9 protein-coding genes are annotated in these 12,395 nt (G+C 48.3%); 5 read left to right on the top strand and 4 right to left on the bottom strand.

The window, feature by feature from the left end; translation table 11 throughout:
- Positions 1 to 64: 64 nt before the first annotated feature.
- Complete coding sequence (locus C8J48_RS05015) at positions 65 to 418, bottom strand: ArsR/SmtB family transcription factor (protein ID WP_107725250.1); 354 nt, start codon at positions 416 to 418, stop codon at positions 65 to 67.
- 223 nt (positions 419 to 641) lie between these two features.
- Between C8J48_RS05015 and C8J48_RS05010 the strand changes: the two genes are divergently transcribed.
- Positions 642 to 4,079: a hypothetical protein gene (locus C8J48_RS05010; protein WP_107725249.1), complete on the top strand. Its 3,438-nt coding sequence runs from the start codon at positions 642 to 644 to the stop codon at positions 4,077 to 4,079.
- A 468-nt stretch (positions 4,080 to 4,547) separates the two neighbouring features.
- Here C8J48_RS05010 and C8J48_RS05005 read toward each other — a convergent pair whose 3' ends face one another.
- Entirely contained in the window at positions 4,548 to 6,038 is a 1,491-nt protein-coding gene (locus C8J48_RS05005) for a family 10 glycosylhydrolase (RefSeq protein ID WP_107725248.1), read from the bottom strand.
- Entirely contained in the window at positions 6,035 to 8,929 is a 2,895-nt protein-coding gene (gene dacB, locus C8J48_RS05000) for a D-alanyl-D-alanine carboxypeptidase/D-alanyl-D-alanine endopeptidase (RefSeq protein ID WP_107725247.1), read from the bottom strand. The genes C8J48_RS05005 and dacB overlap by 4 nt, the downstream gene beginning before the upstream one ends.
- Before the next feature lie 253 nt (positions 8,930 to 9,182).
- On the opposite strand from dacB, the gene crcB reads away from it, so the two are divergent.
- The 4 genes from crcB (at position 9,183) to C8J48_RS04980 (ending at position 11,349) form a co-directional block, all read left to right on the top strand.
- Positions 9,183 to 9,596 (top strand): fluoride efflux transporter CrcB, encoded by a 414-nt coding sequence (crcB, locus tag C8J48_RS04995; RefSeq protein ID WP_107725246.1) that lies wholly within the window; start codon positions 9,183 to 9,185, stop codon positions 9,594 to 9,596.
- The gene (locus C8J48_RS04990; protein ID WP_107725245.1) at positions 9,596 to 9,952 is read left to right on the top strand and encodes a fluoride efflux transporter FluC; all 357 of its coding nucleotides are present in this window, start codon (positions 9,596 to 9,598) and stop codon (positions 9,950 to 9,952) included. Before crcB ends, C8J48_RS04990 begins: the two co-directional genes overlap by 1 nt.
- Positions 9,953 to 10,149: 197 nt before the next feature.
- Positions 10,150 to 10,317, top strand: a complete 168-nt coding sequence (locus C8J48_RS04985) for a RuvA C-terminal domain-containing protein (RefSeq protein ID WP_107725244.1) — start codon at positions 10,150 to 10,152, stop codon at positions 10,315 to 10,317.
- 465 nt (positions 10,318 to 10,782) lie between these two features.
- On the top strand, positions 10,783 to 11,349 hold the full coding sequence (locus C8J48_RS04980; RefSeq protein ID WP_107725243.1) for a GNAT family N-acetyltransferase: 567 nt from the start codon (positions 10,783 to 10,785) through the stop codon (positions 11,347 to 11,349).
- Between the two features lie 358 nt (positions 11,350 to 11,707).
- Here the strand turns inward: C8J48_RS04980 and C8J48_RS04975 are convergent, their stop codons facing one another.
- Positions 11,708 to 12,358 carry a flavin reductase family protein gene (locus C8J48_RS04975; protein ID WP_107725242.1) on the bottom strand — a complete coding sequence of 217 codons (651 nt, stop codon included), beginning with the start codon at positions 12,356 to 12,358 and terminating at the stop codon, positions 11,708 to 11,710.
- Positions 12,359 to 12,395 lie beyond the last annotated feature (37 nt).

Raw genomic sequence — 12,395 nt, 5'->3', positions numbered from 1 at the left:
AGTTCACTTTTGGGAAGGTTCAATTGTCATCTGATTGATGAAATATCGAAGGTGGATTTATTACTCACTTGTCCCCCCCAGTCCTGTCCGTTTCCGACTTTCTCAGCTCATGCTCCAGAGCATCGAGCCGCTCACTCCAAAATCGCTCATAAAAACGGAGCCATTCATGGGCATCGGCTAATGATTTGGGGTTAAGACGACAAAAATGGGTGCGGCCATGAACCCTTCGTTGGAGCAATCCCGCCCGCTCCAATGATTTGATGTGTTTTGAGGCAGCCGCCAACGACATTTGAAACGGTGCCGCCAATTCGGTTACGGTGCATTCCCGGTCTGCGAGTAAACGAACCATCTCTCGTCGGGTTGGATCAGCCAAAGCGCGAAATACGTTATCTAGATGTTCAGATCTTTGTTCAACCATGTGGTTAAGTATAATTCAATACAAGGAAACAGTCAACCAAAGGGTTAAATAAATGCACCGTAAAGGAATGTCAGCAAACCCTATCATAAGAACAGACGAATAACGCTCCAGATACGTAATCAGCAGTTCCAATCCAATTTTTCCAAAATAAACTTTTTCTACTATTGAGGCAAAAGAATGCTAATGATATTATTTTGTTAATTCATGAAGAAGGTGGGTTCCTATGTCGGAACATCGACGACAAATTTTTAAATCAGAGTTACAAAAACTTAAATACCATCAGTATCTATCGGAAAAAAGCTATAACCACCTATTATCGCTATATGATCGCTTTTATGCACAAAATGAGCAGGCTGTCACCCAACAACATCAACCGGCACCATCGGTACCACCTTCATCCCAGCACAAGAAGCAATCGGCACCTCTTAAGCCTTCACAGCAATCCGTTAAGAAAACAGAAAAAGTGAAACCGCAACGCAGCCCCCAGGAAATTCGAGATCGCAATATTTCGATCACCTTGATTTTAGGCGTGATGCTGTTATTAACAAGCGGACTGATCGTCGGTACAAGTACTTGGGACGTGCTGACAGCACCGATGAAAGTATTGTCCATCGCCCTGGTTAGTGTTTTGTTTTACAGCATCAGCTACTTATCCGGAACATGGTTAAAGATCCGCAAAACATCCTTTGCTTTTTTGACGATGGCCCATTTGTTTATCCCGATCATCCTGATCTCGGCGGGTTTTTTCCAACTGTTTGGCACCTGGTTATCCTTGACTGGGGAAGGAAAGTATCTATTGGGAGCGTTGATCAGCCTTTTATGTTTACCGATCTATGCTTGGACTGCTGTTAAGTTCCAATCCAGACTCTTTATCTGGCTCTCATTTATCACCTCAACCGTTTTTGTCGGCAGCCTTCTATCTCCAGCCTATTTTACGCGCGATCTATTTTTCTGCGGCTTAATCGTTTATAATGCAGCGTTGTTGGGACTCTACCACAAGAATAAAAATAGAGCGAAGTACCGTCTCTTCTTGAAAGAATTGCCTCTATACTCCCAAACCAACCTCATCCTCAGTTCGCTACTGATGTTATTCATTTATGATCAAGCCATTTTTCACAGTTTTAATCTGTTTATCACGGCCGGTTTATATCTAGCGATGATGTTTGTCTATCGTACAAAAGAATACCAGTTTGTATTTAGTGCGTTACTCGCTTATGGTTTTTATCAATTGGTGGAAAATACATTTCTACAAACGATCGATGTCATTTTAATCGCCGCTTTTGGGTCCGTATTTCTCGGTTTGCAGAGTACCTTCAACGATGATCCCTATTTACATAAAATGTTTCAATACACTGCTGCATGGATGTCCGCAGCCGGCTTTTTGTTTACTGGTTATCACTCTCTCGCTTCCTTTACAGAGGGATCCTGGCTCATCCTGATCGCCTATGCAATCCTCGCCCTGCACTATACGTATCTGGCTCACTTGACAAAAAAGCTGATGATCGCTTACTTAGGTTCTGTCTTTATCGTAGTGACAGGCTTTGAAAGTTGGCGGCTACTTCCCTTTTTATCGGACTTTGGAGAAATCTATATGTTTACAATCGCCACCCTCCTTTTTTTCAGCTTTTACTATAAAACGTTCCATCCGTATTTAAGAGCGATAAAAAACAGCAGTTTAGTCAATGCCGGTCTCGTCATGATGATCACCATCATCACGGCGCTTATCCAACTTAAATGGCTAACCACTTCCTTTTTGCTAGCGATATTTGGCTTGTCGGCATTTCTCCTGTACCGCAGGCAGCGCAATCAAGCAATTCGCAGCGGTTTGGAGTTTGTGATCCCGCTGTCCTGGATTTTGAGTATCAGCTTTCTCTACCAACCGTTACACGACTGGAATATGGTTTATGGTAGCCGCTTCGGCGTTCCCTTTCACCTCTGTTTATCGACACTTATCCTAGTCGCGATAAGTCGTACGGGGTTGATCATCCGCCACAAAGGATTGGAAGCGAACTTCTTTTGGATCTCGCAACTAACCTATTCCTTGGGCTTACTACTCATTTTTACACCTTTGCCCATCGATGCCACAGTTGTAGTGCCGTTCTTGTTTGCCATCGGTATTGCGATGTATACCTGGTTGACGGTAAAAAGCAAATGGAAGCCTACGTGGGTGCTGGTCGGCTTAACATCCCTCGTCTTCTATCTCTCGTTGATCCACACCTTTAAGCTGGATACGTCTGCACAGAGCTTAACCATTTATCTGTTTACCGTCTTCCTCTTGTTACAATCAACCCCACACTTATTAGGCAAATGGGGGAGGGGGAGCAAACCGTATTTTGCCGGAATCGCCCATGGTTACTTAGGATTGGTGCAGGGGATCGGTTTGGTTTTGTTTTTGTTTAGCGATATCCATCCACTCACTTTTGTTATGCCGCTAGGATTTTATGTATACCATACGCTTCGGGCCGATCGCGAGTGGGTAAAAATGAGTTTCCTAACCCTTTCGTTAACCTACATCCCCATGCTGATTATGTTATTGCTCTCCTATTATGAGCCGATCTGGGGCCGTTATGTGTATGTGCCACTGTTAAGCAATCTCGTATTCGCCTTAGTATGGCTATTAGGTAAAGGATACCGCAAGCGTATTCTTCAGTATGTACGGCCGTTTTCTTTACTAGGATTGTTTAGTCTGCCCTTCTATTTACCTAGTGACCAGATGGTGTTCGATATGGGCCTGGGACTCTTGTACGTATTGACGATGCTCGCTTTTTTGTATCAACAGCAACTCCATCTGTTTAACTTTTTGCCCTTGTCCATGTTGATGCTATTTCTCGTTCAATGGCATTATTATTTCGGGATCGATACCACAACTTTTGTATTTGTATACTTGTGTTGCTTTGCTATACTAACGGGAACCGGAAGATGGTTGTACACCCGTTTTTGGGAAAATACCTCTACCCTTCTCAAAATAGAAGTGGACTGGTATTCGATTTTTGCGCTATATGCCCTTCTAACGACGTATCATTATCTCAATCTCGATTCGCCGCTCTGGTTACAAGTATTGCCTGGATTGTTGCTCTCGCTCTTTTTGTACTTGCAATTACACCGAACACCTTTTGATATTAAAGTAGTAAAAACGATGCTCTGGCTGAGCTTTCTCATCCCCTACTACACCGTTGTGATCAATCTAGATATCGATGATTTCCTGATCAATGAAGTGTATCTATTGCCCGCGATTCTCTGGACGATTTTCTTAAGCAAATATACATGGAAAGAGTACGAAAAAACGATGCACCGCCTCCAGTGGGGTGTGCTCGTTATTGTCACGATTATACTCGTCACCAATGCGATTCACAGCCACACTGTAGCTGATGCGTTAAAAATCGGTGTGCTCGCCCTACTCTCCGTACTCGGCGGACTGCATTACCGTATTAAATCATATTTTTCAGTTGGCGTAACGGTAATCTTGCTCAATCTGTTTGTACAGTCTCTACCGTTGTGGGGATTGATTCCATGGTGGGTCTACCTATTGTTGTCCGGTACGCTGCTCATCGCGGTTGCCAGTGTATATGAATGGCAAAAGCAGATGAAAGAGAGAAAAGTGACTCCCATCTGGCAGGTAAAGTGGCAACAGTTTCGACAGAAGTTTGCTCAATGGAAATAAGGCATTCATTAAAAGAAAAACGACGCCTTTTCAGTTAAGGTCGTCGTCAAACTTCTGACAAATCCCGACACTCCCATCGCCGTTGGAGTTCGGGATTATTTTTTCTACCACTGCATACGAAGATCGGTATCACAACTTTCCGCTATGGGTCCATACCACTCCATCGTCATCAGCCAAGGAGCCGGAACTTACTCCAACATTTACGATCCAGATGAAGTATTTAAACTGTTCCATCTATTTCCTCGTCTAACAAGACGCCACTAGTCCCCATCAGCAAAAGTTGTTCTTGCTATCATTTGCAGAGAACGGGATTCGATTTCCATCTTCGTTCCATGCACTCACCAGCATAAGCTCCCTTGGTCGCTTCGCTCCCAGGTCTTGTTATACGTAACCAAAATCGCACAGTAGGAAACCCATCCCTCCCTAAGCACGATCAAGATACCGGGACAATCTCTTTTTCTCACACCTCTAACGCCACTCCATCTCCGCCACCTGTCCTGCTTCCACTCGTATGGTCTGCTGGGCAGGATTGGCATTTGTGGCGGTAAGCAATCGTACCTTCCACATACCCGCTTTTAAATCCGTTTTACCAAAAAAACCGTTACCATCTGTCTGCAGTTGAATCCATTGATTCCCCTGCTTAAGCTCTACAACCGCTCCATCTAGAGGCTCACCGGCGGGATTGTGGATGGTTCCCATCAGATGGCCCCGCTGTGATGATGATTTCCACGGCATGGACGGCACAGTGGCGGGTTCTGCAAATACCGCCGATTGGTTATCTGTTCCGGCGGTCAACGCTTGCAAAAAAGCTTCCCGCGGTTGATTGTCCATATCGGTGACGGCATAGCTGTATAAACTGACTCCCGCCAAATGATTTCCAGAGGCAGAAGGAGCTTGAGCCCGTGCAATCTGGGCCAAACTGCCGTCAATGGTGTTAAGATAGATTCCGGGTCCGGCGGCGATATGACGATCATAGGGACGATCTTTTTGCCAGGTGATCCATTGATCGTACCACTGGCGTTGATCAGGAACATGTTCTCGATCATAGTTCATCGGCATCGCCAGATCGATAATCCCTTCCTCCAACCAACCGTCCCAGTCCTGCATCACCTCCTGCATCGGGGCAGAGCGGCGGTATTCCTCATCAGTAGCGGGGCCGGCTCCCCAGGCGATCACCGCCGCCGACACTTTTACCTCTGGCCGAACTGCGATAGAACGCAGATAAACCTGGCGCATCAGATGATCTACTTGTTGACGCCGCCACTCCTTCCACTCCTCATCTTGGGGATCTGGGCGGTCGGCTCTGCCGGTTTGGTTTTGAAATCGTTGCAAACTGGTGGGGTTATAACCCCAATCCGGCCCCATATAGCGAACCAAATCCAAGTGAATCCCATCCACCGCATACTGGCGCACCACGTTCACATATTGATCAACGGTATAATCCACCGCATCCGGATGACCGGGGTCCAATACATAATCAGCGCCGCTACGATTGACACCATCTACTCGTTCCATCAGCCAGTAATCTCGCCCCTGTGCACCGACACCATGACGATTAAACACATGCTCTGGAGATTGAGGCGGTGTCGCTGAATTCCAAATCGGCAGGGTGGCCAACCAAGCATGCACCTCGATACGAGGTTCCGATGCATGAGCTTTATCGATTAGATCCTGCAAAGCGTCAAAGCCCGGAGTTAACGCAGGATCTTCCGTACGCGGTTCCAACGCGCGGTTAAAGTAAGCATCTCCACGGCGGCGCACCTGTACAACGACTGTATTTGCATTGGCGCGACGCACATCCTCCAATAGCCGGTCCACCTGTTGCGGTGTCTTGAAGCCGTCATGGAAGGCATCCACCCAAAACGCCCGCCACTCTTCCCTCTGATTGCTACCGACGGCTTCCAACGGCAGAAGCATGACCATCACCGCCACCAGGATAAAGGCAATCCCCTTTTTCACTGCTCATCCCCTCCCCATTGACGTTGAAATCCCGCCATCTCCGCTCCGATCCGATTTTGCAACGCCTGTTCCGACTCCGGGGTGTAACCATTCATCATGATGGCATACGCCAATCGTTCTCCATCCTCTGTGGTCACATAACCGGCCAAAGTGCTGACATGGGTGAGAGAGCCCGTTTTTCCGCGCAAATTCCCTTCCGCTGGTGTTCCACGCATACGAGTGCGCAAGGTGCCGTCTACCCCTGCCAGCGGCAACGATTGCTCAAAAGCGGCAAAATGCTCCTCTTGTGTCTGCGCCGCCAGCAAGGTGACTAACTGCTCCGGAGAAATCAGGTTGTAGCGGGTTAAGCCCGATCCATCCCATAAGCGAAAAGGTGTATCGATCCCCCATGCCTGGATCCATTTTTCTACCTCTTTTTCTCCTGCTCGCGCCGATCCGTCACCGCCGCTTTCCCGGCCCAAGGTTTGCAGAATCATCTCCGCGTAAACGTTATCGCTCACCTTGTTTAAGTAGGAAACGACTTCCGGCAAGGTTGGTGAAAAATAGGTGAAGTCCGCATCACCCGTCGGTGCTTTGCCTTTTTTCACACGGGTCTGCGGGTGAAAGTGGACACCTTCCTCTTCCAACATCTCTTTTAAAACCGTACCGGTGTAGCGGGCAGGCTCTTCCACCGGCACCCGCGTATAATCCCCGGTAAAATCCGCTGGCAAGTGGCCGCTTAAGCGAATACGATTGGTTCCTCTTTCTCGCTCGATTTTTAATGTATTGGCGGAACCTGCTTCACCGGTCACCACATCCACCTCTACATCCACATAATCCGTCTCTGGTGTCATCTCTAATTGGATGGGATCGCCCGCCTTCTCCCCCGGCAGATAATCAAAGCGCACAGTGCCCCGATTAATAGAAAGGGCGGAAATCTGGGATTGATAGTAGGCGTCCTCGTTGTCCCACGCCCAACCCTTGCCGTATTCCGGCCCGGTAAAAAAGGTATCGTCCACCCGAATATCGCCGTTTACCCGCCGAATCCCCGACTGCTTCAACTCCTCCACCATCGCATCCAGGGTAGGACCATCCTGCACCTGCAGATTTCCTTTTGTCGCCAAGCTGGGGTCTCCACCGCCCCGCAGCACAAGATCCCCTGTTAATACACCGTCACTTATCTTTCCATCGAGATAGAGATCGGTCTGAAAACGATAATCCTCACCAAGCGCAGCCAAAGCAGCAGCAGATGTAAACAGCTTCGTATTGGAGGCGGGAGTGAGCAATGATTGTGAATGACGATCATACATCACCTCGTCTCGATCCAGCGATTTCACCATCACACCATGAAGGATGCCGTCGTATTCGTCCTGGTCCAACAACGGATCCAGCACTTCCGCCATCGGATAAGCTTGGCTTTTCGCTTTATCATCAACTGTCGCAGGCAGCTCAGGATAGGAAGCGAGCGCCACCCCGAAAGCATCTTCCATCTCCTCAACCGCCTGGCGCTCTAAACCGGCATTCACCATCAGCGAAAATGCAAGACGCTCCCCGGACTGGGATTCCACCACCCCGGTCAATCCACCGATCTCATCTTCATCGACGGGATAGGCCCGTACCTTCCCTTCCGCCGCCGTACCGTTCATGCGATCTTGTAGCAATCCATCCTCTCCCGCTACCGGCAAACGAGCAAAAAAATCTTCTCTTAGCGGATGTTGATCCATCGCCTGTAGCAGAGCGGTCATCTGTTGTGATGACATTACTCCCATACGAGAATTGCCCGATCCGTCGCGCGGTTGCCAATTTTCATTCACTTTTGCTTGCTCTCGGGCAAAGGCACGCACCACCTCCAACCCTCTGGCCGCACTCCCTGTTCCCGTTTGCTCTGCCCCCAATTGCTTCAATGTCATCTCCGTCACCCAAGGAGAACGCTCCTGCAACAAAGTATCCACCCACTCTTTTACCGGCGGTGAGGGATGGCGCATCACTTCACGGGCACTTTCCGTTTTTGCCCCCTCCTGCACCTTTGTACGACGATCGAGACGAATTCCCTCCCGCGTCAGCGCTTCTATCAACACCGCTCCACTATAACCTGCCGGATTACCGACAGCCCGTTTCTCATTTAGCGCTGGGTGATTAACACCAATCGTTCCCGATACGACAAAGGTGTCAGAAGCTCGTTTTCGCTCCACCTGGATATTCGCATTATCTCCTGGTACCACCTTGGCCTGGTTGATCACTTCAAAAGCGGAGGATGCCGGTGTAACGGTAACCTGAGGCGTTTTTCCAATCCGTCCTTTTCCCTCCACCGTCACCTGTACCGTATTGGCGTTAACCGATAAAGCACCGATCGGGGCGTGAGAAGGTTCTGCTTCCCGGTCCCACATCCAACTGGTACCAAGGGTACGGTTATCAAAACGGCTTCCATCCACTACAATGTCCCCGTTGATATGGCGCACCCCTGCTTGTTTTAAAGCGCGGGCAAATGCATGAAAATCCTCCGTTTCCAGGAAGGGATCACCGCCTCCTTCCAAAATCACATCTCCTTGCAATTTTCCGCCATCAATATTCCCATCAAAATAGACGCGGGTCGTAAACGTTTTATCCAGAGACCATGCATCCAAGGCCGCAGCCGCCGTCCACAACTGCATCGCACCATGGGGCAGCAATGTCACCGCCTCCCGCATACCAGCCAGCTGTCGGCCATCATCGAGGGAGATTACGTGGTATCCAACGACAGTCCCTGCAGCATCCGACTCAGCCAACAGCTTGTCCACTGTCGCATCCAAGTGTTGTTGCAATCGTTGATCCTGATCGGTTTCCGCAGTAACGGATGTAGGTATGGTGAGGGACAAGACAATTAACAAAAACAGACAGAACCAAGCAACTCGGCGAAGGTTTATCGGTTTCATCAAATGCCCCCTTTCTCTAGTATTCTATCAATCTCCACTTGCAAATTATAGCGAAATCCGTCATACATAACGAAATATTTAAACATTAACCACACCCTCAGAATCCGGCATGCATACCATCGGCCAAATCATCCCGCGCCCCCTTTATCATGATGAAAACGACAGATTTAATCCCTAATCATCCCGATTTGATTGACTCCGCTATCACGGTCAACTACACTAATTTCAACGCATGCATCGGGAGTGGACTTTTATGGTTTATTTTTGGATTGGGGTAGGAGGAATCGCAGGCGCTCTACTGCGATATGGTTTATATCTTCTCATGTATCAATGGACAGGCCCTCTTTTCCCCTGGGGAACATTAGCAGAGAATTGGATTGGATGCTTCGTTTTAGGCTGGTTTAATGTATGGGCTCACGAACGACTGTCGTTATCCCCGCAATTGCGGACATCATTGGGTACCGGACTCATCGGTTCATTTACCACATTTTCCACCTTTAACGTCGATACATGGGAGCTTGTCATGTACGGAGACAAATGGTTAGGGTTGTTTTATGTGCTGGCCAGCTTCTGGGGGGGAATTCTGCTCGCTTGGGTGGGTTGGCGCTTAGGACTCTATCTGCAACGGGAGAGGCTTGACCTTCCACAGAAGGGAGAAAGCCCATAATGACAACATGGGGATTGGTAGCGGCGGGGGGCTTTTTTGGCGCAATCGCCCGCTTTGCCATCAGTCGCTGGCTCAATTTCCGAGCCGGCTCACCCTGGCCGTGGGGAACATGGTTGGTCAACAGTAGCGGATCGTTTCTACTGGGTTGGCTGGTGGGTGCCGAGGTAAATCCAAATATCCTAATGTTTGCAGGTGTCGGTTTCCTCGGCTCCTATACCACTTTCTCCACCCTGCATTGGGAAGCGCAACAATTTGCGGTGAAAAAAGAATGGTCAACCATGGTTCTGTACTTAGGCGTTACTTACATCACCGGGTTCTTGGCCGCTTTTGTGGGATTATGGATGGGAAGCCACTAACAGAGCTATACGATTAGCCCCTTTTCGGCAAACGATTTTTGATCCTTTTCCATATATTTTTAGAGATATTTACACATACTTTCGTTATCCCCCACCTTGGATTCCCGTTGGGGGACGTCTCTGGTATGTCATGATACGCAAAAATCATAACCATGATCAAACCCGCTTGAGACAGCTTAACGAGGGAGTTTAAAGAAATGAACCATAATCACATCATCGGCTATGCCACTATGGCTTTAAAAAATTTAGGCTATCCAAAAGATGAAATATGGAAAGTGGTCCATGAGATGCACGCGTTGTTTGATTTTCAGTCGCAGGAAGAAGTCGTCGAGCAAGCGGATGCTTTTCTACAGACGCCCGATTGAACAAAGCCCAAAGGAGAGACTGGTGTACTCCCTTTGGGCTTTGCGGTTTCAACCTTTGATCGACTCCAGCCATTCCGCATAACAATCTTTACACAGCATTTCATTTCGTTCTTCCTCAGCCTCATAAAACGTGACGGGGTGAACCTTTTCCACTTGATGTTCACAGTGATAACAGGTGTATCCTTCACAGAAAGCCCTCCTGCCTGTCGGTTGGATTCCCTGTTATCTTCTCCGCTTTCACATGAACTACTCGCCATAGAAATCGAAGCTTAGGCGTAGCAGCAGCCAACGAGGGACACCCCGTTGGCTACAGCTACGTTGTTATCCGTCCCCGCTCCATGCGTATCAGTGACAAGCCAGCTTCTACAAGTTGTATCTTTCTATGCAGACAGATCGAGCTTAAAATGGTGGTAGATGTTTCAGTTGAATCAAATTATTATTTTAAGATAGTAGGGGGTGTAGCCGTTGTCAGACATCGAGATAAGAAGGCCCGATCATGGTGATCTCGAAGCACTGATGCAGTTTTTTAGAATCGTTGTTACCGATACGTTCGCCAAAGAAGGCTTGGCTCATTTGCAGGATGACATCGAGCAGGAGATTGAGTCGAAAATCCAATACCTTAACCAAGACCTAGAAACGAGCGGAGAACAGAGATACTTTTTGATTGCCCTCATCGCCGGCAATGTGGTGGGTACGATTGAATATGGTCCTCTCAATCCTTTAATCTTGCAAACCGCTGGAGAGGGTATAAAGGAAGTCATGGAGATCGGTACCGTATTTGTTCATCCCGACTATCAAGGTCGAGGGATCGGAAGCTTGCTTCTAAACGTGATCTGGCTATCGCTGCTCAGCAGGGGATACCGGGAATTTTGCTTGGACAGCGGTTATACCATTGCCCAGAAGATTTGGAAGAAGAAATTCGGAGAACCTGATCATCTCCTCCAGAATTACTGGGGCGAGGAAGTTCATCACATGATATGGAGAAGGTCGATTGATGACATTTCCGTTGTATTTAGAAACATTGGGGGGTGATTTTTACAGAGAGTTTAAATACGGCTTAAGCCGTGGGATTCTTGGCAGTTCACGTCTTCCATTCATTTCTATATCGGACAACTCCCACCCTAATAGAAGAGCAGCGATTCCGATCCGGAATGGACATCATCAAAAAAGCAAAAAAGCCGATTTATCTATACGAATAAAATCAGCTTGATTGCGGCAGGGAATCTAGATAAACCAAAAGCAAAAAGTTCTGGTCTCACCTGCCATTATTCCTGAACATCAAATTCAAAACCAAGGATCCGAACACACCTACCCTCTAGGGGTACAGATGGCGGTATGTGGACTGTATCCCCATCCTATTCTCCTTTTTCTCTCAATGAGAAAAGTCCGCTCACTCTTCCTGCTTCCCATGTTTTTTATACCACTCTTCCAGCGAGAGGCGGGGCATAGAAAATGTCTCTCCCATTTTGCCATAGGACGTTCCCGCCAGTCGACCCACCGGATCCAACTTGGCGGTATCGATCCTGCCTTCGTGATAAAGATCATCCCGAATGTGAAACCAGACTACTTCGCCGATAATGACATCGGCATTGGGCTGGTCTTTGCTCCCTCCCATGGGGCGAATCTCATGAAGGCGGCACTCCAGATGTAACTTGCACTGGGCGATGCGGGGCGGTTTGACGCGTACGCTGGCGACCACCTCAAACCCTACTGCCTCCGCTTCCCCGACCTCTGGTGGAAAATTAGTAGCGGTCTGATTGATGCGTGCTATATTTTCTCCATCTACCACCTGAACAACAAATTCCCCTGTTTCTGCGATATTGCGGGCGGTATCTTTTTGTACCCCGCCCGGTTTGCGGCTACAGGTAATGCTCACCATCGGCGGATCGGTGCTGACCACGGTATAAAAGCTAAAGGGTGCGGCGTTAACTGCTCCTCCCGGTCCTAACGAAGTGACAAAAGCGATGGGACGCGGCAAAACACTTCCGATTAACAACTTGTAGTTGGCTTGGGTACTCTGTTTGGTCGGATCGATCTGCATGGGATTCTCCTCATTTTTTGAACTCAGTTATAACCGA

Origin of the sequence: Desmospora activa DSM 45169, from assembly GCF_003046315.1 — a bacterium.
In the GTDB taxonomy this organism is placed as follows: Bacteria; Bacillota; Bacilli; order Thermoactinomycetales; family DSM-45169; genus Desmospora; species Desmospora activa.
The sequence above is the reverse complement of the archived record's forward strand: the minus strand, read 5'-3'. Positions and strand labels throughout refer to the sequence as shown.

Coding starts and splice junctions, on each gene's coding strand:
- C8J48_RS05015 (WP_107725250.1), bottom strand. CDS start 418: ATGGTTGAACAAAGATCTGAACATCTAGATAACGTATTTCGCGCTTTG.
- C8J48_RS05010 (WP_107725249.1), top strand. CDS start 642: ATGTCGGAACATCGACGACAAATTTTTAAATCAGAGTTACAAAAACTT.
- C8J48_RS04990 (WP_107725245.1), top strand. CDS start 9,596: ATGACAACATGGGGATTGGTAGCGGCGGGGGGCTTTTTTGGCGCAATC.
- dacB (WP_107725247.1), bottom strand. CDS start 8,929: ATGAAACCGATAAACCTTCGCCGAGTTGCTTGGTTCTGTCTGTTTTTG.
- C8J48_RS04975 (WP_107725242.1), bottom strand. CDS start 12,358: ATGCAGATCGATCCGACCAAACAGAGTACCCAAGCCAACTACAAGTTG.
- C8J48_RS04985 (WP_107725244.1), top strand. CDS start 10,150: ATGAACCATAATCACATCATCGGCTATGCCACTATGGCTTTAAAAAAT.
- crcB (WP_107725246.1), top strand. CDS start 9,183: ATGGTTTATTTTTGGATTGGGGTAGGAGGAATCGCAGGCGCTCTACTG.